Origin of the sequence: Parapedobacter pyrenivorans (assembly GCF_014636865.1) — a bacterium.
In the GTDB taxonomy this organism is placed as follows: Bacteria; Bacteroidota; Bacteroidia; order Sphingobacteriales; family Sphingobacteriaceae; genus Parapedobacter; species Parapedobacter pyrenivorans.
In genome coordinates this window covers 1,411,478-1,434,397 of sequence record NZ_BMER01000001.1, presented here as the reverse complement: position 1 = coordinate 1,434,397, position 22,920 = coordinate 1,411,478, and the positions used below count along the sequence as shown (strand labels likewise).

At 49.7% G+C, this 22,920-nt stretch carries 11 protein-coding genes; all 11 read right to left on the bottom strand.

What is annotated here, in order from left to right:
- Window positions 1-66 precede the first annotated feature (66 nt).
- Window positions 67-999 (bottom strand): alpha/beta hydrolase, encoded by a 933-nt coding sequence (locus IEV98_RS05695; protein ID WP_229738595.1) that lies wholly within the window; start codon window positions 997-999, stop codon window positions 67-69.
- Window positions 1,000-1,074: 75 nt separating this feature from the next.
- Window positions 1,075-5,064: a hybrid sensor histidine kinase/response regulator transcription factor gene (locus tag IEV98_RS05690; RefSeq protein ID WP_188504915.1), complete on the bottom strand. Its 3,990-nt coding sequence runs from the start codon at window positions 5,062-5,064 to the stop codon at window positions 1,075-1,077.
- A 54-nt stretch (window positions 5,065-5,118) separates the two neighbouring features.
- Complete coding sequence (locus IEV98_RS05685) at window positions 5,119-7,947, bottom strand: formylglycine-generating enzyme family protein (protein ID WP_188504914.1); 2,829 nt, start codon at window positions 7,945-7,947, stop codon at window positions 5,119-5,121.
- A 6-nt stretch (window positions 7,948-7,953) separates the two neighbouring features.
- Window positions 7,954-9,993, bottom strand: a complete 2,040-nt coding sequence (locus IEV98_RS05680; RefSeq protein WP_188504913.1) for a beta-L-arabinofuranosidase domain-containing protein — start codon at window positions 9,991-9,993, stop codon at window positions 7,954-7,956.
- An 18-nt stretch (window positions 9,994-10,011) separates the two neighbouring features.
- Window positions 10,012-12,720 carry an amylo-alpha-1,6-glucosidase gene (locus tag IEV98_RS05675; protein WP_188504912.1) on the bottom strand — a complete coding sequence of 903 codons (2,709 nt, stop codon included), beginning with the start codon at window positions 12,718-12,720 and terminating at the stop codon, window positions 10,012-10,014.
- A 10-nt stretch (window positions 12,721-12,730) separates the two neighbouring features.
- Window positions 12,731-13,096: a hypothetical protein gene (locus IEV98_RS05670; protein WP_188504911.1), complete on the bottom strand. Its 366-nt coding sequence runs from the start codon at window positions 13,094-13,096 to the stop codon at window positions 12,731-12,733.
- Between the two features lie 56 nt (window positions 13,097-13,152).
- Complete coding sequence (locus tag IEV98_RS05665) at window positions 13,153-14,679, bottom strand: RagB/SusD family nutrient uptake outer membrane protein (RefSeq protein ID WP_188504910.1); 1,527 nt, start codon at window positions 14,677-14,679, stop codon at window positions 13,153-13,155.
- Between the two features lie 12 nt (window positions 14,680-14,691).
- Entirely contained in the window at window positions 14,692-17,772 is a 3,081-nt protein-coding gene (locus tag IEV98_RS05660; protein WP_188504909.1) for a SusC/RagA family TonB-linked outer membrane protein, read from the bottom strand.
- Between the two features lie 160 nt (window positions 17,773-17,932).
- Window positions 17,933-19,162: a M16 family metallopeptidase gene (locus IEV98_RS05655; RefSeq protein ID WP_188504908.1), complete on the bottom strand. Its 1,230-nt coding sequence runs from the start codon at window positions 19,160-19,162 to the stop codon at window positions 17,933-17,935.
- 26 nt (window positions 19,163-19,188) lie between these two features.
- A complete protein-coding gene (locus IEV98_RS05650) occupies window positions 19,189-22,056 on the bottom strand; it encodes an outer membrane beta-barrel protein (RefSeq protein WP_188504907.1) in 2,868 nt (955 codons plus the stop codon).
- 24 nt (window positions 22,057-22,080) lie between these two features.
- The gene (locus IEV98_RS05645; RefSeq protein WP_188504906.1) at window positions 22,081-22,866 is read right to left on the bottom strand and encodes a hypothetical protein; all 786 of its coding nucleotides are present in this window, start codon (window positions 22,864-22,866) and stop codon (window positions 22,081-22,083) included.
- Window positions 22,867-22,920 lie beyond the last annotated feature (54 nt).

The window sequence follows — 22,920 nt, the reverse complement described above, 5'->3', positions numbered from 1 at the left end:
ATAGCGTAATATGCCGAAAACTGCCGCAAGCGGAGCTGAGAATTCTCACCTCCAGCTAGGGAACGATCAGTTGTCCATCAATCCCATTTGTTCCAGCCAATATACACATCGACCAAACCATTCATCAAATGATGGCGCTGTAAGAAAGCCATGCTCCCCCTTGGCGTAAATATGCAGGCCCGTTTCCACCCGGTGCTGTCGCAATGCCTGATAAAAATAAAGACTGTTCTCCACGGAAACCACTTCGTCGGCTCCGGAATGGACAAGAAACGCAGGCGGGGTCAACGAATCAACATGCAATTCATTAGAGAAATACAGCATCTGCTTCGTACCTGGCTGGTCACCCAAGAGGTTACCCCGCGATCCGGTATGGCCCACTGAATCCATGAAGCTGATAACGGGATTGATCAGCAACATAAAATCGGGACGCAGGCTCGTCCTTTCCGGATTTTCGATATATGCATCGGCATGGTGCGTTCCGGCGGTAGCGGCTAAGTGTCCCCCTGCAGAAAATCCCATCACGCCGATTCTATTGGAATCTATCCGCCAATCGCCCGCACGTTCACGGACGGTTTTGATGGCCTGCTGCAAATCCTGCAGGGGGCCGATACTCCGATTTACCATAATACGGTCATTGGGCAATCTATAGTGCAGTACAATGGCAGTTATACCCAATTTGGTAAATGCCCTAGCTACGTCGCTACCTTCACGTTTGGTTAGCAATGCGTGGTAACCGCCGCCCGGACAAATAATAACTGCGGTACCCGTTGCTCGATCCGCCGGTGCCAAGAACAGCGCGATACTGGGCTCGGATACGTCGAAAGCTACGCTATCCACCATCGCATTGGGCTCATTGCGTTCGAGGTTTTCGGCCTCTTTTGCATTGGGAATACCCTGTGGATAGAGCGGGAATCGCTGCTGAGCAAGTCCGAAATAGGAAATGAACAACAGTGCAAATCCCGTGGTTAGTGTTTTGCAGGTCATATTGACTGGTTTCATATCCCAATTAACACATTTTCGGTTAATTCCCAAAGGATGCTGCACAAAATCTGATCAAGTGGCCTGCTCCAAGGTTTACACATTGACCCGTTCAAAATCCTTCGGCAGCACCCCAAACTGCTTTTGAAAACATTTCGAAAAGTAAGATGGTGAGCTGAATCCAACCAAATAGGCAATCTCGCCCACGCGGTACTCCTTCTCACGAAGGAGGCCTGCTGCTTTTTTCAGCCGCACCAACCGGATGAAGTCATTAGGAGTCAATTCAGAAATGTGCCTTACCTTGCGGTAAAATGTGGCCCGGCTCATGTTCATCGATTCTGCTAGCTTGTCTACATCAAGGTCTACTTCATCCAAGCGGGCATGGATGACATTAACCAAACTATCTAAAAATTGCTGGTCAGCCTTGGAATGCGCAATGCTTTCGTAGGCCGTTTCCGGAAGGGTGCGGTACGCCTCCCGAAGTTTACGACGGCTCTCCAGCAAATTTTCGATGCGCGCACGTAAAAAATCAATGGAGTAGGGTTTATCGACATACTCGTCTGCTCCAGCCTTGAGTCCGTCAATTTTGGATTGAAGGCCTGTCTTCGCAGTCAATAGAATAATCGGAATGTGGCTAAACTTTAAGTTTTCCTTGACGTAATGGCAGAACGCAATGCCGTCCATCACGGGCATCATGATATCGCAAATGATGATGTCTACTTGCGCTTCGTGGAGTACCCCAATCGCGTCCTTACCATGCTGAGCAACCAGTACGTCGTAGTCCCGCTGAAGTTGGCTCACCATAAATTGCTGGAATTCTCCATTGTCCTCTATCGAAAGAATCGTCCTTTTAACGTCACCGCGCAGCAATTCATCCACGTCTCCCAACGGCGTGAGTGGATTGACCTCTACAGACCGCTCACTCAACAGATCTTCCTGCCGTAGGTGCCCGGTTTGATGGGTGGGCAACTCCAGTACAAATACGGTGTCGAAATGCACTTGCTGTTCGAGATACAGGTTGCCATTGTGAAGTTCAGCCAATGATTTGGAAAATGCCAGTCCCAATCCGGAGCCTTGCGACTTCTCGTCGAGTTTGAAAAAAGGAAGGAAAATCTTATCGGCAATATCGTTGGGAATCCGGTTACCATCATTGGCAATGGCCAACTTGATATAGCCTTCGAATACTTCCAAAGAAACCCGTATGCGATTCTTTGCGTGTTTCAAGGCATTATGAATCAGGTTACTGATAATTTTAGTGAATATCTCTGCATCCAAATCCGCGTGGACCGTATGATTGGGTAACGCGACATCCATAGCAATACCATTTAGCTTGGCCGATGGGATAAACCGACTCAGGGTGTCCTTAATCACGAAAATCACATCCAAATTGGTAAAGTGTACCGACACACCCTTTGCTTCCGCCTTCCGGAAATCAAGCAATTCGTTCACTAACTTTAGCAACCGATTGGTATTACGCTGCATAATGGAAAGGTTTTCCCAATGGCTATCCGCCGGACCGGTATTTTTCATCATTTCCTCCAACGGCGCTTTGATCAGGCTCAATGGCGTACGTATTTCGTGGGTTACATTCGTAAAGAAATCAATTTTGGTATGATATAGTTCCTTTTCCTTCTTGCTTTCAATGGCTTGGAGTACCCGTTTGTTTCGGGCGCGTATGCGCTGCCTGAAATAGCGTATTGCCCAATAGGTGGCCAATGAAAAAAGAAGAAAATAGACCAGGTACGCCCATGTCGTGCGGTAAAACGGCGGAAGGATATGAATTAGCATATCGGCGCCTTGCTCATTCCATACACCATCGCTGTTGGAGGCCTTAACCCGAAACGTGTAGGTACCGGGAGGTAAATTAGAATACGTAACCCGTGATGGATAGTCGGTAGTAATCCAATCGTTGTCTTTCCCTTCCAGCTTGTAGGCGTACTGATTACCTTGAGGTGAGACATAGCTGAGCGCTGCAAAGCCTAAGCTGAATACGGCGGAACGATACGGGAGCGATAATTCCGCTACGCCAACGGTTTCCCTGTTTTGAATCTGGATGCTGTTGATCACCACGGGCGGGGGCACTTCGTTCTGCCAGCTATTGTAAGGGGTAAAGGCAACGAAACCTTTAATGCCTCCAAAATAGAGTTTGCCTTCTTTGCTACGGAAGCCAGATTTGTAATTGAACTGATCGCCCAATAGCCCATTGGCATGGGTATATACATCGATTGTCTGCTGTTTGGCATCCAGCTTGAAAAGTCCTTTATTGGTACTTCCCCAGATATGACCGTACAAATCTTCAACCAATTGGTAAATGACGTTGTTTGGTAAGCCGTTGTCTTCCGAATAGAAACTGGTGAATGCATCGCTTTCGCGATCATAGCGATAGATACCCGCGCCTTCCGTACCGAGCCATAACCGGTGCTGGCTATCCTCCAGTATGCAGGTGATCTTATTGCTGGCGGCATCGCCCGGTATGGGCAATGGATAATGCCGCCAGGTATCGCCACTCCGATCATACGCATATAAGCCCTCGCCGATGGTAGCAAACCACAGTGTACCTTGGTAGTCTTCCAGCATATCATTCACCTGAGCGCTGATGAGTGTGTCCTGGATGGGTATAAAGGTATCCGCCTGGCGATCGTACTGGCACAATCCCATCATTGTACCCACCCAAATGGTGCCGGTATAATCTTTATAGATGGAATAAATGTTATTATTGATCAATGATCGCGGAGCCGATGTGTTTTTGTACTGCCTGAAAAGCCTGGTGCGTAGATCTACGACAAACAACCCCTCGGTGAATGACCCTACCCACAACGTATTGCCATCACGCATCAAGGCATGGATATTGGTAGCGGGTAGGATTCCATTTTCAAACTGCCTAGCAACCGGATCGTATACATGGAGCCCCGCATCTTCGGTGCCAATCCAGATCTGGCGCTCATCCACCTCGCAAAACTCACTGATGCTCTTTCCTTTGATGGAGTTTTCGCCGGTAACCGGGTAGTACTTCTCGAAAAGACTGTACGGGCGGATAAAATAGTTCACTCCGCCGAAAAACGTACCCAGCCAAATACCCCCTTCACGGTCCTGGTAGACGGAATGGACTGCATTGTCCGTTAGGGAATAGCTATCGCCATTGACATGACGTACATTTTCATAACGCTGGGTTTGTGGGTAATAGATGTATGCACCGCTCTCGGTACCGATCCACAGTTCACCATCGGTAGATCGGTATATCCGGCGTACGTACAACGATTTGCCTTGTTCATTGGTTTCAAGCACCGGCGAAAACGCACGTGTACGGAGATTGAAAGCCTGTACCCCCTTGTTGGTGGTACCGACCAACAGCGTCTCCGCATTTAGCAGAAAAATATCGTTGACATCATTATCGACAACGTTCTTTGCATCCGGATTGATAAAGAATTGCTCAATCCGGCCAGTCGTCGGGTCCAGGCAATACATGCCGCGATGGTAAGTACCGATCCAAAGCCGCCCCTCCGTATCAAATGTAATCCGCCTTATCCATACCGGTGTTGGGCTATCTTCGCGATCCAGGTTGAAGTAGGTCAACGTTTTTGACTTGGCCACGCGGAAAACGCCCTTATTGAAAACCGCCATCCACACATTCCCCTGCTTATCTACTTGGATGTCGCGCACCATCCCCGCCACCGCCTCGCCCTCTTCGCTATGCGCATCATATCGGGTAAAATTTTCGTTGCGGGGATCATATATATAAGCCCCGTCACCTGTACCAACCCATAGCTGACCCTGATGGTCTTGCGTAATGGCTGTAACCGTATTATTGCCAAGACTCTGTGGATCGCCGGTATTCTTCTTGAAAATCTTGAACGTATGACCATCATACCGGTTCAACCCATCCTGGGTACCAAACCACATGTAGCCCTGTTGATCCTGAAAAACAGCGTAGACGGAATTTTGCGAAAGCCCATCCTCGACTTGCAGGCTCCTGAAATAATAGTTGGCCTGCCGCTGCTGTGTCTCTTGCCCGCGAACATGCGTACCGCTTAAGACCAACCAAACCGCACTCATCAAGGCCAACCAATACGTATTGTACGGTTTCATTTACCGCTCCCTTTGTCCAAGCGTAAATTTAATCTTTTTCCCGTACATCCCCAGTCATTTCTTATCTTTCACGCAACGAAACCCTACTGTAGCATTGCGTTCAAATCCTTGCGAAACGCGAAGCAGGTATTGCCGATAATGCAATTCCCGAGGACCGCCTTGTACGTACCACCAACTGGACGTCGGATTGAAATAAGATCCACCTTTCATCATGATATAAGTGTAAGACCCGCTTTTATATACATCGTTGGTCAGCTGCCAAACCGATCCCACGAGGTCTTCCAAACCATAGGGGTTCGCGCCGCGTTTGTATTTTCCCACCGGATAGGGTTTGCCATCGCCCAAGTTCGCTAATTTCGAATCAATACCCTTGATTTTGTATACGGTGAGGCTGTTGGTCACGGGTTCCAATTCCCGTTTGATGTGCTTCGTATCTTTCGACCAAGGCCACTCGCGGAGATCCGGCGTCTGCGCGGCATACTGCCATTCTACTTCGGTGGGCAACCGCTTACCGGCCCAGCGGGCATAGGCCTGTGCATCTTCATAGCTCACATAAACTACCGGATAACGCTCCTCGCCCTTAAGCGGCCGGCCACCCTGCCAGTGCTTTAGGAAATTGGCGGTATCGGTGGGCTGATAGCCACTGGCTTCCATAAACCGGAGGAAATCCGCATTCGTTACGGGATATTTGTCCATCCAGAAACCCGTCAGTTCGAACGTCTTTCCTTCATCGTGCTTGGGGTAGGCGATGAATTCATCACCGTTCGTGGCGTGAAACACAAAAGAACCTTTCGGAATCTCGATCATACCCTCCGTATCGCCTACCGTTGCCGAAGGGCTAACCTCACTAGCTAGACGCGGCGTACCCGCCTTGATAACGGCTACCCGTTGGTCAAGCAATATACCGTCTTCCAGTAGTTGGACAACCAGCTTACCCTCATGCCGGCCGAAATGCTCGAATATATCCAGCTCATGGCTGCCGGAAGTTAGCTCCACCGGCTTTTTCTCATAATCCGGCGCACCTGCCCAAACATTGATTTGCTGCCCTTTATCGGCATGGATGTGCAATGTGTTGTTGTCCAATGAAACCGTCAACAGCATAGGCAACTGCGCAATACAACCTACTTCACCTTCATTGTTGGTGCCCAAATCAAAGCGGTCAAAGGCATGGATTTTTGCCGGGAGGTATTGATGCCCATCCTGCATCACGGGTTCTACTTCCTCGTTATTCCACAGATCGACGAAATGGGTACCCTCCGTAGGTGTTACCTCAAGGAGCGGCGCGTTAAACCCTTCCGGTTTGATGCTATACAGCGTATAAAGGATCTTGTCGGGCAACGACCATTTATTGGCATAAACGCTATCCACCAATGTCGGAATAAGCGGTATATAGTCACGACTTAGGAAGTTGTACGTATTTTCGCGCAATATCCGAGTTGTACGGCCCAGGTAGCGGTACTGTTCATCGACCCAATCGGGTTGGCCAGGCGCAAAAATATTGAGCTCAGTTCCGTAACCGTTAAAAAAGGCGGTGGCAAACTCCCGTTTGATGGGTTCCTTAGCCAATTCCGCAACCCGGTATATCGTAAACTCCGGTTTGATAAACTTATTGAGATTTAGCATAGGTGGGTAATACAGCGCATTGTGTACGCGTCCCGATACAATGCCCTGCATATCCTTGGGCACCGCAAACCCCTCGCTATACATGATCACCCCCGGTTTGGCGCGATCTGCCGCCTCCTGCAACTCGGTGCTGGACCCCCCTTGGGTATCCAGCACGACGCCATCCGCCCCAGTCTGCATGATGAGATCGTATAGTCCTTCCATATGGCCTTCGCCGCGCGTACTTTCGTCCCAAGGGTTATAACAGAGGAAGAAAGCGGTGCCGTGACTCCGGCAATAATCGGCGTCCTGACGTATGCGCGCCATGCCTCCCGGCAAATCACGGAATAGGTCAAACTGATTGCGCTGGTCGATGCCCAGGGTAGGCCATGTTGGCCATAGTCCAATCACGTCATCACCGCCATACAATTTCTTACCGCGTTCGATAAACCCTGGAAGACCTGATTGCCCGGTTTCACTATCGTGGTAAAACTTATCCCATGCCATGATGAGATGCATCACGTAGGTATGCCGGATCCATTTAAGGTCATCGCGCTCGAACAGGCTATTGTCAAACTGCGCTACGTCATACAGGTAACGTTCCTGAAATACCTTTTTCAAACCTTGTTGCCAATCACCGCTGTATACATCCGCAAACAGGTTATATGCGATAGAGCCGCCGGGTGCGATGACGGTCTCGAAGCGGCGGATGGTTGCCTTGTATGCGCTGGCCCGATCCCGCCTTACCAGTGCACATACGGAAAGCCCATTGGGCAGCGCCATCGCGCTGTATCCCAATTCCCAGGCATTGTCGGGGAGGATGCAATTCACCGGTTGCTTCCCCGGAAGGAAGAGGTGCGAGCGCGATAAGCCATGCTTGCCCTTTCCGGTGATGTACACGGCCTTATCGGCACGGCCCAACGGTACCACGTTGGATAAAACCAACGTATCGGCTGACCGATTCGTAAACCGCAAAATAGCTTTATAAGCCGGGTTAAATCCGGTTACCGTTTCGAGGGAAATATCGATAATTCCCTTCGCATCGGCAGCCAACATGGTACGGTCATTGATATCGAATGCCACGAGCGGATGGGATCCGGTACTTTGAAGCTCCTCGCCGGTCGCCATCACAAATCCGGTAACCTCCATGCCCTCCGAAGCACGCACGAATTGCTTGAGTTCCTGAGCCTGCGCCACAGGGATACACCAAATACAGGCGAACAAACAGGTGCTATGATTGAATATTTTGTTGGATATTTTTTTGATTACGTGTAGTGTCATCGGGATTTATTGTTGAGGGTTAATCACTGGAAAGGCCGAAATACGCAGCGTGGTAGCACCGTAAGGTATCAAGGTAATCTCTTCTTCCGGTTGTTCATTGGTCGACTGGATGCCATAGATGATATTGCTATGAGGCAACGGGCCGGCCATACCATTATATAGCGTCCACGTAGGCATCCGCTTCCCCGTTACTTTTAGCTCAACGGGTGCATTTTCCAAGTTCCAAGGATAGGTGAAATCCACGTCCTGGCGCTTGATGACCTTAAAGACATCGTTCGGATCCTTTTTCGCGAAATCGACGATGCCGTAGTTCCACGGCGATTCGGGATATACTTCGTAGTAATGGGAGCCATATAAGGCCGGATTGTCGGTAACCGCTTTCTTTTCCCAGCGCTCAGCAATTTTCAGTGCATAGACAATCGGCCCTCTTTCTACAGCCATCGCATTTTCATGCCACGTGCTCGTCGTGATATGCATCGGTAATGCGAGTTCGACCCGATCACCGGATTTCCAAGTACGGCGGATAATCGCAATCTGCCCCGAATCGGTATCCCCTCCCCACAGCTCGCCATTCACTTTAATTTGCGCGCCTGTACACCATGTCGGTATACGCAGGTGCAAAGGGAAATCGACCGTCGCGACTCCACGCTCGATCGCCAACGTAAAACGGATGGCCTCATCAAACGGATAGTTGGTTTCTTCGGTAAGCGAAACTGTGACATCGTTACCAACTTTTGCAGTAACGTTGCTTGGCGAATACAGCAGTGCGGCCAACCCACCATCGTCCGTGGCATACCAAAGATTCTGCGTAAACTTTGGCCACCCTTGATGCATGTTGGACGTGCAGCACGGGTAACCGGTAAGCAAGCCAAACACCAAATCGGTCTCTCCGTGATTGATGTTGAAATTGTACGGCCGTCGCTGGATTTGCACCTGATTGGCCTGTTGGAAATACTGCCTATCCATAAAATCATCGGTCACTTGCGTAGGAAGCGCATTAAACGCCACCTTTTCCAGGTGCTCGGCAAATTCGATATCACCGGTGATTTCCAACATTTTTTCCAGCGAAAACATCAGCTCCACGGCAGTGCACAGCTCAGACCCTTGGGTCGGGTTATTGCCATGCAGTGCCTCGTCACCACCATACATGCCCTGTGGATGTCCGTTGAATTTGCGGATGTCACTAAAACCGAGCTTTACGGCGTCGATGAAACGCTTGTTGGGATTTTGCTGGTAATAGATGATCGGTTCTTTGATGCCCTGGGCCAAATTAACACAATGGATGCTACCGATCGTACTCATCGCTTCACGTTGCTCAAACATACCGGTATAATCCTTACCCTGCCCGTGGATCAGCTCGGCCAACTTCAAGAGCGAGCGTTCACCCGTGATGTTGTATAACCAGTACACCGCTTGAAGATTATCGCCCGACCTAAACTCTGCCCAAAATGTCCAATGACCTAAAGGCTTTTCGGTAAGCGTGTTCAACTGGTACCTGAAGTAGCCCGACATCAGCTTGATGACCCGGTCATCGCCAGTAGCCGAATAATATTGTTGGAGGATTTTCAGCACCACCATTTTAGGCCACCAGTCGTGTGCGTTGTTGCGCTGAAGCCCCGGCTCGGATCCGTAGTCTTTATCAGGGCCGAAGTACCCATTGGGTTTCTGGCTCTTGATGGCCCACTCGACCCAGGGCTGTACCTTCGCCTTCAACACCTCATCGTCGAGGATGTAAGCGAGTGGCAATAACCCATCTATCCAATAGGGGCCACGCTCCCATTGATCGCCATCGCCGCCCAGCCACCCGTTTCGTGCACCCATAACGGTAGGATATAACGTATCCAATTGCCCCGTAGTGCCGCTTTTTTGCCGTAGCAGCATTTCGTGCAGCCATCCTTGAGGCTTGATGCTACCCAGCGGCAATTCGATATACGGCTTTTTGGCAAGCGGTGCCCGGTTGTTGATGTAATTTTGGGCCAAGGCTAATTGAGCTAGCAAACTGATAGCAATGAGCATACAAAAAATAACCGTTTTCTTTAACTTCATGTGTTTTTGCAATATGATTTACTGCTGTGCATCCATCATCATCCGGTTGATGATACCTGCCCAAATGTATGTTTTATGGTATCCGCCCCAAGGGTGGTCCGGGCTGTAAAATTCCCACAAATTGTGATTTTCCTTTAATACCGCAACCATGCCCTTGGCCACCCGATCGACCAATTCGTCCGCCACATCGTGATAACCATAATCTTGGAGCCCCAGTTGGATCAGGTAATTCCATTGTACCCATACTGGCCCGTTCCAATACCCTTTATCGTTGTAATACGAATCGCGTGCGGATAGCGTTGGTATACCATACGGTCTCCAGAACTGCGTGGTGTCTGTTAGCTTTTCAACCAACCGTGCCGCGCGCTGCTTGTCGGCAACACCTGCCCAAAGTGGTAGGAAGCCAATGATTTCGTCGCGCTTCAAATCATCTTGGGCCTTATGGCTGAAGGTGTGCGTTACCTTATCTACTTGATAGTAAAATCCGTTTTTTTCGTCCCAGAACGTTTCATTAATCAATCGGCTACGTTGTTCATGATCGGCCTTCCATGCAGCTGCTTCTTCCGCTAACCCTAGCTTCAGCGCCATTTGCTCCAACGACTTGGCTTCTTTAACCAACATGCAATTGAGGTCCAAGCTCTCGAAATTGGTAGGGAATCCCACTTCGTCCCACACGGCTACCAATGCATCGCGCACCGATTCGAGCACGGCGTGCCCACCCCACTCGCAGAGCCCGTCCCCATCGCTGTCCCGGTTGTCCACGATGAAGCGGAACAACTTTTTCGAAGAATCATACATTTCTCCCAGAAACACGCTATCCTGTGTTATCCGGTAAACTTCCCAGTTGAGCCAAGCATACCAAGGTGCGGAGGTTGTCAGCTGGCCGTTGTGCTCGATAACCTCGTCCAGGTATCCACCTGTCCGATAGTTGATGTATCCGTTTTCATACTGGCGTTCGCGGTATACGCGTTGGGAATTCATCGCACCTATAGGATCTACATGTGCATACGCCAGCATCGCAATACTTTCGTGGAATACCTGCCCGCCATGCCCCCATCCCCAAGTGGGCTCCCTTGAAAAGACATAGTAGTTATAGCTAGACTTCCCTTCCGACGGATAAAATACCTGTCGCATCATGTTGTTGGCACTCCAATATAGCGCTTCCTTATCTGGGTCACCGAAGTGGGGCACGGGGGTTTTTGCAAAAAATCGTTCGTTGTCCTGCTGATAAGGTTCGAGCGGCTGGCGCAACAGTGCGCGTGCGGCGTGCACCAGTGAGTCCGATGCGGCGGTGACGGATGCGATACCGCGGATAAAACGAAGTTGTTTCGACTTTCCGGCCTTCAATTGCAAGGCATACTTGAATGTCAACAGCTTGGCATAGTCCATCGCCGTAAAAGAATCGGCAGCCATGGTATCCTGCACGAAATCCGCGAATACCGTCTGCCCGATTGTAGTCACTTCTGGCGCATGCATTCCCAATTCGCCCTGTTGGTTTGCAGGGATAACCAGATATCCATATACTTCACCCGGTTCTGCGGTTGCGTCGGTGTAGCTCGTTTCCACGATGTTACTGACTATCCGCTCATAATACGCTGCAGGATAATGCCTACGGTATATCGAAAATGATGCGTGTTCCCGACCCGCCTTCCACGCAAGGTGCACGTGGTGTAGCGCATCCCAATGGATTTCCGTGTCGCTCATTACCGTTATTGCCGCGCTAGACACCAGATCGACGTCATGGCGCTGGCTCTCACTGGTCAACACCCCTGTAATCTGGCCCGATAACCTTTTGGCGGCATCGTAAGCTTGCAGGGTAAACGTTTTGGCGTTTTCGTTGAGCATGGCCGCTTCCAACCGGTAGAAGCCTCCTTGATCGATGGCGGGATGCATGCCTCCCCAAACGGGGCTGCTTTCCGTAAGCAATTTTGTCGGATCGCCGTCAATCATCAGCTGTAGGCGCAACCTGCCATCGGCATCATTGACGCGCTGTTTTCCGGGCAGGTAAGCCCGGCCATTAATTTGCAGCACCGGTTGCCGCTCATTTTCAATGCGATTGGGTAGTTTGAAAGGCTCTCCGTTTTCACTGGTGAATGCCCCCATAGCCGAGGGGGGTTCAGCGGCCAGCCATACATTCCGAATGCTGTCCGTATAGGGAAGGTCATGATCTAGCGTCCATGAATCTGGATATTCCTGGTGGTCAAAAAGAAAATGATCGTCCCGTTGTTCGATCTGCTGGAATGCGCGGCCATTGCTACGCATGAACGGGTATACCTCCAGATCCATAGCTGCTCCAGTAAGATTGGTTGCACAAACGTCTATCAACGCCATCGTAGAGCTGTGCACCACAAACCACACATCCACCTTAACCCCTTCAAAAGGCCGATAAGTATATCGCACCATGTCCGGGTAACTCGCCGTGATGATCGGTGCTTGGTGCATATCCTCAATCCGGTAAACCCACTGATCACCCATCTTGAATCCCAGTCCGATATCGCCACCGGTATCCGTGGTGAAATCAGCCCCCAGACTATCGGTGTAATACCGAAAAGTATAGCCCTCATCCAATATGAAATTCGAGCGTTCCGTCGCCGCCGCGTAGGTCGTATACAGCGGGAAATCGCTATCCGCCTCCAGATCAGAAAGAAAAGGCCTTTGCGGTCGGCCGCACGAACCAAGGATTGCCAATGCGAGCAACCCGACTATTGATAATCGGTATCGAATCACGGATATAATCCTATTGTATGGTCAATGTAAATAAGGTAACGCCGTCATTCAGCAATAAATAGGGTGTCGTTCCTTCACCGCTCAGCGCGTCCTTCTGTGCCATTACGGTGAATACGCCCTTTTCCTTCAGCTGTTCGCCGGTAAATAACACCCGGCCTTTAGCATCCGTAGTAGCCGTAGCCAACGATTGTCCGGCACTATTCAGCACCTCTACCGTGGCTCCGTCTATTTTGGGGTATTCGGTGCCTTGCGCCACCCCTTCGATCTGCACTTCTAGTGCTGGAGCAGTGATCGATAATGTTTCGAATGCCAAATCCCGCTCACATGCTTGTGACAATATGCCTGCGGTTACAAAAAGCAAAACTAACTTCTTCATTTGTATCTATTTTTTAGCCTCGTTAAGCCTACGTAATATTAATTGATTACACCAATTCACATTTCATTTCCGACACCACCAAACGTATATAGCGCTTGGCCGTGCATTTTCAGTTCAGGGCCTGGTATTGGGAAATGCCTCGCCGTACCTGGGATCAGCTGATCCTTCCCTCGCCGCCGGTCGAAAAAGCCCAACTGTGGCCATACAAGGTCGCACTCTACGTAACGTTCATAAAACAGTTTATCTTCCAATGCTTCGTAACTTTCCGCGGCAAGCGCCGGCGGAAGGTCTCCTAAGGTTACCCGGCTGTTGTTGATTAATTGTGCAATTCGTTCCCGGTCACCACTGGTACGGATGAGCGCCTCCGCCAAGTACGTATCGTTTTCGGCTTTCAGGAAATGGTCTACCATCCCTTGTCCTCTTTCTACGATGTCATAGTATCGCCAGTACCGGTATTGGCTCAAAATAAACGTACCGTATCCCGGTCTTTCTGTACGATCCGACCCAAACCAATTTCGCATATTTTCGTACCTAAAATACTTCGTCAACCGGCTGTCTGGGGAATTTTGGATTTCAGGCCAATCCTTAAAACTGTCGCTGCCTGGTGTTACCGGGATCGGATATACCGAATAAGGATCATCCGGCGCCATCTTATTCAATAGCCATTGGCTGATGCGGATCCAGTTCATATTGTAAAATGCGAAATAGTTTGAGCCGACATCCCTGGTCATCACTTTTCCCCGCCAACCTTCATCGTAGGCCACCTTAAAATCAGCTTGCAATCCTTTTTCGGCATAGCTTTTCACCCGATTCCAATCCACTTGGCTGTTCTCTGCCTGTGTCCGGGCATTGGACGCCAAAAACCGGGCGCCCATCGAATTTGCAAATTGCAAGAGCAGCGCCTTGTTAAACGTTACGCCCGCTACCACGGATGCAGGGTCTTCATCGATCGCATCCGTCTCGATCAGTTCGATCGCCCTATCCAATTGGGTCAATGCGTAATCCATCACTTCCTGATACGTCTTGGTATTGGCTGCAAAGTCAAACGTCAACGCATCGTGCTCTGCTGTAAAAAGATAGGCTTTATCATATAACAACGCGATATTGCCATAGAGCAGTGCTTGGATCAAATAGGCATGCGCCTTTGCGCGGTTGGTATAATCCACACCTCCCAACGTGATCTTAAAATTCGGGTCTTCAAACATTTTGGACATTTTGATTGCACTGCCCACGCTGCCGTAGTAGTTATACCACGCGCCAAAGTTGATGATGATCACTGGGTCAGGCGTATCGTCATTAAAAAGCTGCTGCCGTGGCCTGAACCACATGGTGCCCGATCCCCAACCGGGCGTTCCTGCCTGAAACAGCTCTGCGTTTGCAAACCCGATTGTCGGACTGGCGGCTATGGATCCATTGTACCAGGTATTATAGCCGTTCCGCAACAGCGAATAAAATTCGGCCGGTGTCGCGAGGTCATTGATATTAGGCTGGTTTTCATTTGCAATGTCAATGGGTTCGAAAAAACTGCATGAACTGGGTACCAGCATGAAAACCGCGGCGATATAGATAAGTAATCTTTTCATGATTTATTTTGGTTAAAATGTAAACGCTAATGAGCCACTGAATGTCCTATATAACGGATATTGCTCATTGGACTCAAACCTAAAGGCATTTGCATCAACGCCTTTGCTGCGGTCTGCCGACACCCCTTCGGGATCGAATCCCGGATATTTCGTCAGCGTCAAGATGTTGCGGCCGATCAGGCTTACCTTGATATTATCGATAAATCGCCATTTTGCAGGCTTGATGTCATAACTGATCGCCAGTTCCCTTAGTTTGAGAAATGAAGCGTCAAACACCAGCACATCATTATCCCATCCAAGCATACCGATCTGCTGCCCGCCATTGCTATAATATGCGGCTGATTTCACTTCATTCCAAGGCTTACCCGATTGGTCAAATAATTTGGGCTCGGTGGTATAGCGCACCGCATGGTTGTAAAGTATTCCACCGTCTTGGTACGACCACAGTGTATAAAGTGAAAGATTTTTAAAGCGGATGGTGGTATTGAAGTTCAGGTTAAAATTAGGTGTCATGCTCCGGCTGGGCAGGGCTACCACATTGCCATTGTCATCCTTGATTTTAACCGGTGTTTCATTGATGGTGCCGATTTCGTTACGGCGCACCACAAATCCTTGGTTATTGACGACAAATAGTTCGTTCGCTTCCCTCCCTGCCGGCACCTGATTGGCTACTTCCTCCAACGATCGTGCAAACCTATCGAGGTATAGCACACCAAAATCAACGCCCTCTTCAATTCTAAAACGTGTTCCGTCCAACATGTACGGGGTGGCATTCAGTTTGGTAATCTTTTGTTTGATCTTGTCGAATGTAACGCCTGCGTCCCACCCCCAACTGGCTTTATTGATCAGGTTGGCATTCAGGCTGGTTTCGAAAACCCGCGTCTGGATAGTGCCGGCGTTTTGCCATTGGAAGGCTGCGCCGGAAAGCGGGGTTACAGGCACTTTGAGAATCTGGTCAGTATTATTGGCAACCGAATAATTAGCACTGAAATAGAACCGATCCAGAAACTGCATATCGGTACCGATTTCCGTCTCTTTAGAGAACGACGGCTTCAACAGGCTATTCCCCAAGGTCTCCATATTACCCGGCACGCCGTTCTGAAGTGCAAATACCTCATACTGGGCTTCAAATGGTGGCCGTAGTCCCGCTACCCCATAAGATGCCCTCAATTTCCATTCATTAATTCCTCCGATATTCACATCTTCTGTAATCCGCCATGCACCGGCTACGCGATAAAACGTCTGCCACCTCACATCGGCGCCAAACAGCGAAGAAGCATCCCTTCGCACCAGTGCATCGAGGATATACTTATCCTTATAATCCAGCACAAATAGGGCGGCTACGTTGTTCGCTACCGTGCTAAAAACCGCTGAGCTGGCCGTTTGATTGGCCGAAAGGTTTACAGACGTGATATTCATTCCACCAATACCCAAATCACCGCCACCGCCATTCAAGCTGGATGATCGAGAAGCCTCATACAGGTACTGCACCTTGAACTTGGTATCAAAGTCACCGAATTTCTTATGAAACATCGCATCTACCGAAAATACCTTTTCGCTGTTCCTCCACATCCCACGGGATATATAACCCACCTCTGGGGTCAGGTCGTATCGCAGGCGGCCCTTCGGTGTCAAAAACAAGTTCTCGCCGATTGAGCGGGTTGTCCCGAATGAAGAAGAAAGCGTCAGGTAATCCGTGGGGTCATATTTCACCGAAAAATTGGACAGTAGTTTCTCCAACGTGGATTCGTTTTTCGAGTTGGTAATCGAATAGAGTGGGTTTACGATATTCTCAATCCGGTTGGCATTGACCAAATAAGGCGACCCATCAATATTTGGTGCGAGTAAATCTGCTCCGGGGTCCGAGCGGAATAAGGCCCCAAAGGCGCCACTTGCCCGGTTGTCTGCATTGGTGTGGGTGTAGAGATTGGATGTTGTGAGCGTCAGGTTATCCAAAATCCGATAATCCAAATTCAACCGCACATTAGCGCGTTCAATGCCCTTTACCATTTTTACCACGCCTTCCTCTTTGGTAAGTTGGAGCGAGGTGTATACACTGATCTTATTGTTGGAAGACGTGCCCCTTATACCGAGATGGTTGGTCACATAGCTGCCCGGATTAAAAAATTGGTCGATATGGTCATACGTGGTCGGGTATATATTGTCATAAACCCGATCGGGATCGGTCACGCCATAATTTACTACGCCATTTTCAACGAGGCGGTTGGTTGCCGATGATCGCTCCGGCACAAAACCCAGCCCGTTTTTACCATACTCCGTCCGGAAATCAAGCCGCACGTCTCCCGCCGCTACGGAATTCCCGCGTTTGGTCATGATACTGACAACCCCGTTTGCGGCCCGTGACCCATAGAGCGATGATGCCGCAGCCCCCTTCAACACTTCTATGCTTTCGATGTCCTCGGCGTTGATATCAGCCAATCCATTTTCCGTTAATACGCCGTCGATGATATACAACGGGTTTGATGAGCCGAATATCATCTTTACACCCCGTAGCTGCACATCCACTTCGGACCCGGGGGCACCGCTTGATCTCGTGATGCGCACGCCAGCTACTTTACCCTGTAATGCCGTTGCGGCATCAACCGCAGGCACTTTCGATAATCGTTCACCGGAAATTTTTTCGATCGCGAAGCCAAGTTTTGTTTTCGGTGTACCGGCGGCCACCCCCGTTACGATCACCTCATCCAACGAAACACCGCTTTCTTCCAACACCACTTGCAATTCGCGCGATTCGTTTACCACGATTTCCTGCGTTGCAAACCCGACATACGTAATTGCCAAGGTCGAGCCCGGCGCCACGCTGATTTGGAACGTTCCATCCGTTGCAGTTTTAGTTCCTGTGTTTGTCCCTTTTGCATTGATGCTGACCCCAGTCAGCGGAGTACCGGCTTCATCGGTTACCGTACCCGAAATGACAAGCGTGGGTTGCGCCTGATGAAGCTTTGCCTCTGCGTTCACGCCGGCGGCTGCCATTATAAAAAGGGGAACCATCACTAGGGTTAGTAGCTTCCATGTACCAATGCGCAACAGCTGGCTTTTAGGATGCCCATTATTGATATGATTTCTTTCCATATTAGAAAATTTTAGATGATGACGACCTATGGTTAGTTTCTAACAGCGGTTAAACTGTTTCACAAAAGACGGCATTAACGCTTTCTTTCGATACTAGAATCGTATCAAAAAAGGGAAATATTATATCAAATTAAGGGCCTACGGTCGTCCGTAGCGACTACTATGCATCCGGAATGAAACTCAACGAAGAAAGGTTATCCTCAGCCAGTATTTCATTGGCTATGCCGAGCAACTGGCCGGCATCCACGGCATCAATCTGTGCAAGGATCTCGCTTAACGATTGTACGCGATCATAATCCATCAAACTCTTGGCTAAAGAAACGATCAGGCTAAGGCGACTTTCCTCGGCTAAGGCAATCTGCCCTTTGAATTTCTGCTTTGCCTGGTAGAGTTGCATTACCCCCAGCCTCTGCTCCCGGAGCTTTTTCAGTTCTTTCCATATCAGCCGGCGGGCTCGTCCGGCCTTTTCTTCATCTGTACCAAAATAGATGTAAAAAAGGCCGGTATCGGAGTAGGGCGTATAATTGGATTCCACAGTGTAAGCGATACCGTGTTTCTCTCGCACGATCAGGTTGAGCCGGGAGCTCATCCCCATTCCACCCAGCAAATTATTCAGCAACAATAAGCCAACCTTGTTTTCGTCATGCACACCATAAGCTTTTGTACCCATCACGTAGTGCGCCTGATTGATGGGTTTGTGGCAAGCCGTTTGCTGGCTGGGAATTACCGTTGGTGCAATTCTAGCCTTTCCGCTATTATTTTCAGGCAATTTACCCAAAATCTTTTCGGCCAATAAGCGGACTTTCTTGCTCGTGTAATTTCCGCTTACGCCGATGATAATTTCATGGGTATTGTAGTTTTGCTTGATAAAATCTACAATGTCGGCCTTGGAAAGGCCTTGCAGGTCGGTTGCCGTACCTAGGATATTGTGACCTAATCCGTGCCCCTCAAACAACAGGTCCTCAAAATCATCCATGATCGCGTCTTCCGGGCTATCCAGGTAAGAGGCCATCTCATCCATGATTACCCCTTTTTCCTTCTCTATTTCGTTTTCCGGAAATACTGAATGGAAAAATAAGTCTTCGAAGAGATCCAATGTCCGCTCCAGATAGGGGGAAAGGAAAGAAGCATGTATGCACGTATATTCCTTGGTCGTATACGCATTTAGATCACCGCCTACCGCTTCAAGCCGGTTCAGAATCTGGTTGGTGTTTCGCCTTGCCGTCTGCTTGAACAACAGGTGTTCGATAAAATGGGCCAGCCCAAATCTGCCGACCGGCTCATCCCTTGCTCCGGCATTGACCAGCATACACGCGTGCGACACGGGTGAATCGACGTGATGCAACACCAGCCGGATGCCATTGGGTAACTGAATAACCTCATACTCCATTGCGGCGCAAGATAGTGAAAAAAAGATCAGCCGCCCCAACGACCGGGCCCACCCGGACCGCCAAAACCACGTGGGCCATCCATGCTCCCCCCTGCAAAGTTGGAGAAGCGATAGGATACCGTGAGCATGAAATAACGGGCCAATCGATTGCTTCTGCTGTCGATGATCATATTTTCCGAGACACTGCGGGATACATTCGTCTGTTCGTTGAGCAAGTCGAACGCCTGGAAACGGATAGCGCCTGTCTTGCCCCGGAAAAATTGCTTCTCGATATAAGTATTTACAATCAGGGGATTGGCATCGACTGAACTGTTGTACCCATTATTGCTGGTCTTGGCTACGTCTGCACCAAATATCCACGTGGGCGTCAGGTTCACTGATCCGTTCAAGGTAAGGGCCCATGTAGAGACATTTCTATTGTTTCCGGAATTAACGGTATTCGCCGTCGTATTATAGGTATACCGCACACCAGGCGTTATTTCTACGGTCTCTTTGGGGTTATACCTGAAGTTGATGTTTTGAGAGAGCACCCAGTTTTTCGCCACATTCCTCGCACTGGTCAAGTCCGTTTCGCCATTGTTAGTCAGCGCTGAGGTCGCGTATGACACGTTGTTGTTGTAACTGATCATGCCGCCATACGAAAAGGTATAGGTACGGTTTGCAAAAGGCTTTGAAAAATTATAGTATCCCCTGGTGTTGTAATACCCATCCGTGTTCAAATATTCGGTGGCCTGCACCAGGCCGATGGAATCGTCTACAAACGTCGTGCGGTTGGTTACGATTTTGTCTTCTGCCAATGACCCGGAGAGCCCAACAAAAAACGATGTCCCTTCACCCACGTTGAAATTCCGGTAGTTGATGCGCAGCTCGTGGGTAAATTCCGCCGCGAGGTCCGGATTTCCGGTTACCGGCGCATTCACATTCGAATAGTCGGTGAATGGTTGTATTTGCGTCACGCCCGGTTCATTCGCTCGCCCTGAATAGTTGATATTAAATCGCTTGGTCCGTGATACTTCATATTCCAATCGCGCCACCGGCATCCAATTGAAACCCGTCCTATTGATGGGGATCGCCGTGCCGTCGATGGATGCGCCACCCCTCAACACATTGGGTTGAGCCGCTACACCCAATGAATAATTCCATTTGTCTTTGCGATACCGGTAAGTAAGCGACGCCCGGTGGGTATAGAACGTATAATCGTATGTGCGGCTGTTGTTGTATTCCGGATTATCGATGATCAGTCCGTCCGCATCATACGCATTCGCCATCCGGTTATTATCGTAGGAAGCGAAATTAAAATCGTAACTTGCCTCCAAATTCGTGTGTTCGCCCAAGGGTTCAATGTACGAAACGGTGGCTCCGCCATTCAGGTTTTTATTCTCCAAAGTAACCAAATGCTGCTGATACACACTTTCCAGGTCTTCGATGGCGGTTTCATAAACCAATGTATTCAGCACGCGTTCCTGATCTTGTTCGGTACTTGCCGTATTGAGTGAGAAATTCACAAAGATATTCCGCCCATTATCGTTCAACCGCCGGTTGTACAACCCACTGGCGCCGTAGTTCGGAGCGTACGACTTGTCGATTTGTCTGTTGGTCAGGTCGTTGATCAGCGTTTCGCCACGGCTGTTGGTGCTCAAGGAAAGGTTGTTGGCGCGGTTTTGCCGATACGACACATTCGGCGAAAATTTGATGTAGTTCTTATCGTCCGGCTTATACTCCACATTCCAACTGAAGCGATGGTCATTTCCGATGCTCCCATTATTCATGTTGCTGGTGGTATACGTTGTCGCTTCCGAAGCGAAGATTTCCCGTAATTCGTCACTTAGTGTGGTATTGTCCGTATGGCCAAAGCTGTATTCGCCATACATCGTCAGTTTGTCATTGAAATCCTGCCGGTAATTGACGCCGATGGATTGGGTGTTGGTCAGGCCGTTTGATCCACCCCACATCCCACCCCCGCCGAATCCGCGGCCAAAACTCCCGCCCCCCGGACCGCGGCGGGCACCGCCACTCCGGATATTGAAGTCGAATAGGTTCGCATTGACGTTGTTCAGGTTCCCCAATACGGAAATTTGCCTGCCTTCGCTAAAATTGCCATAAGAAGCCGTTGCCTGGTAACGGTCGGTCGTGCCGCCGCCCACCCGGAAATTACCGAAATCACCCTTGTTCCGGGATGGGGCAATCTCCAGGTTCAACACCCGCTCGGGGTCGCCCGTCCGGTTGCCCGTCACGTTGGCCATATCACCATAATCATCTACGATCTGTATCTTTTCAACGATTTCAGCAGGTAGATTCTTAATGGCGGCTTGCACATCTCCCCCAAAGAAATCCTTTCCGTTGATGCGCGCACGTGTGATGGTTTCACCCTGGGCGGTTACATTCCCGTCCTTGTCTACCTCTACACCATCCAGCTTTTTAAGGGCATCTTCCACCAGCGCCCCTTCGCGCAGCCGCAGGTCTTTGGTCGCATATTCCAAGGTATCTTCCTTTACGGTGATCGCCGCCACACCGGTAACGGACACCTCGGCCAACATCTGGCTGGATTCGCTGACACGGATGGGCAAAATCAATTCGTTTTTTCCCGATTCAAAAGCATATTCCTGCCGGAGCGTGTCATAGCCCAAACTCGTCACTGTTAGCACAAATCGTTCTCCTTTTAGGTTATTGAACGAAAAAGCGCCGCCTACGCCTGAGCTCGTTTGTACCGAATCGAGGGCAGATACCAGTTTGATCGATGCTCCCACGATCAACTCCCCGCTTTGATCGCTTAAGGTGCCCTGTACCCGCTTGTTGGTTTGGGAAAATCCTGCGAACGCAAAGGCTGAAAGTACTGCGCCTAACAGACCGACTCGTACTGTTTGTTTAATCGTTGATTGATTGATAATTGTCATTGGTTATGGTAAATAAAAATATAGTCATTCTCTCGCCAAAGGGGCCATCACCCATACGCCCGGTTCCTCGCGGGGTTTCGAAGGCATCTGCTGCCCGTAGCCGTAGGGATATCCATAGCCGTAGCCATACCCACCGTAGCCACCGTATCCCCGTCGCATCATACTCGGTGAGCTCCCGCTGCCCGGCACCATCACCCCGTTAATCTTCACGTTGAACGCCAATTCTCGCTGGTCATCACCTGTAATACCCAACCGCGCTAGTGGAACCACAATTTCCACACATAGCGCATCGGCTGTATCTAGCGTGGCTTGTGCATGGATGCCATACGTGTTTTCCAGCGAAATCTGGCCGTCGAGCACATCATCAAACCGCATCACATAGATAGCGCGTATGGCTTCCAACGCACCTTTCCGCATATCTTCGGGCCGATCGTCATTGTCGGCAGACATGATCGAACGGAAAGCCAGCCGGTCGGCGACCGGGAAATAAACCGTAGGGCCTTCCCGCTTTTTACCCTTGGTATTGACCGTAAATGCGAGCCCCTGCGCAAAAATCTGCATCTGCCGGTCCTTGTCGGGTACGCGCATCGCTACGTATACATTTTCCCCGTTGTTTTTGATGTGGTAATTAAATTGTTGGGTAGCGTGTTCGTAAATCAACGAATCACCCCACTCATCCAACTGTCCATCAATAACGATATCAGTGGCCCAATCCAGCGATTGCTGGATATTCCCCTTATTCCGTTGCGCAAATACCGGATTTGCCACAACAAACAAGAACAACCATACCGTACAAACATTTAAAGCCATTGGTTTTGCTGTAATGCGTGATTTTGACATCCTCATCATGATTAAGTTTAATTG

Excerpts from the sequence above, each read along its gene's own strand:
- IEV98_RS05660 (WP_188504909.1), bottom strand. The coding sequence starts at position 17,772 with ATGGAAAGAAATCATATCAATAATGGGCATCCTAAAAGCCAGCTGTTG.
- IEV98_RS05665 (WP_188504910.1), bottom strand. The coding sequence starts at position 14,679 with ATGAAAAGATTACTTATCTATATCGCCGCGGTTTTCATGCTGGTACCC.
- IEV98_RS05670 (WP_188504911.1), bottom strand. The coding sequence starts at position 13,096 with ATGAAGAAGTTAGTTTTGCTTTTTGTAACCGCAGGCATATTGTCACAA.
- IEV98_RS05685 (WP_188504914.1), bottom strand. The coding sequence starts at position 7,947 with ATGACACTACACGTAATCAAAAAAATATCCAACAAAATATTCAATCAT.
- IEV98_RS05655 (WP_188504908.1), bottom strand. The coding sequence starts at position 19,162 with ATGGAGTATGAGGTTATTCAGTTACCCAATGGCATCCGGCTGGTGTTG.
- IEV98_RS05690 (WP_188504915.1), bottom strand. The coding sequence starts at position 5,064 with ATGAAACCGTACAATACGTATTGGTTGGCCTTGATGAGTGCGGTTTGG.
- IEV98_RS05680 (WP_188504913.1), bottom strand. The coding sequence starts at position 9,993 with ATGAAGTTAAAGAAAACGGTTATTTTTTGTATGCTCATTGCTATCAGT.
- IEV98_RS05645 (WP_188504906.1), bottom strand. The coding sequence starts at position 22,866 with ATGGCTTTAAATGTTTGTACGGTATGGTTGTTCTTGTTTGTTGTGGCA.
- IEV98_RS05650 (WP_188504907.1), bottom strand. The coding sequence starts at position 22,056 with ATGACAATTATCAATCAATCAACGATTAAACAAACAGTACGAGTCGGT.
- IEV98_RS05695 (WP_229738595.1), bottom strand. The coding sequence starts at position 999 with ATGAAACCAGTCAATATGACCTGCAAAACACTAACCACGGGATTTGCA.